We start from the raw sequence: 295 nt of genomic DNA, 5'->3' as shown, positions 1-295 counted from the left end.
TCACCGACAATAAACAGGTAGCAAACCATAGCCATCAGCGCCGAGCATCCTACAAACATCAGCGCGGCATTAAATGAGTGCAACTCGCTCACCAGATACCCAATCACCAACGGAGTAACAATGGAGGCCACGTTGCCAAATACGTTAAAGACGCCACCACACAGACCGACAATCTCTTTCGGCGCAGTATCGGAAATCACCGGCCAACCCAACGCCCCGAAACCTTTGCCGAAGAATGCCAGCGCCATCAGCGCTACCACCAGAGCGGTGTTATCGGTGTAGTTACACAGAATAA

The 295-nt window shown here is 51.9% G+C and carries 1 protein-coding gene; it reads right to left on the bottom strand.

Annotated elements, in window-relative coordinates:
- Positions 1 to 295: MFS transporter (locus FDX04_RS12210; RefSeq protein ID WP_371415440.1), on the bottom strand; the 295-nt coding region annotated here is incomplete at both ends.

The organism is Citrobacter sp. wls615, assembly GCF_005281355.1.
GTDB classification, from domain to species: Bacteria; Pseudomonadota; Gammaproteobacteria; order Enterobacterales; family Enterobacteriaceae; genus Citrobacter; species Citrobacter werkmanii.
The sequence above is the reverse complement of the archived record's forward strand: the minus strand, read 5'-3'. Positions and strand labels throughout refer to the sequence as shown.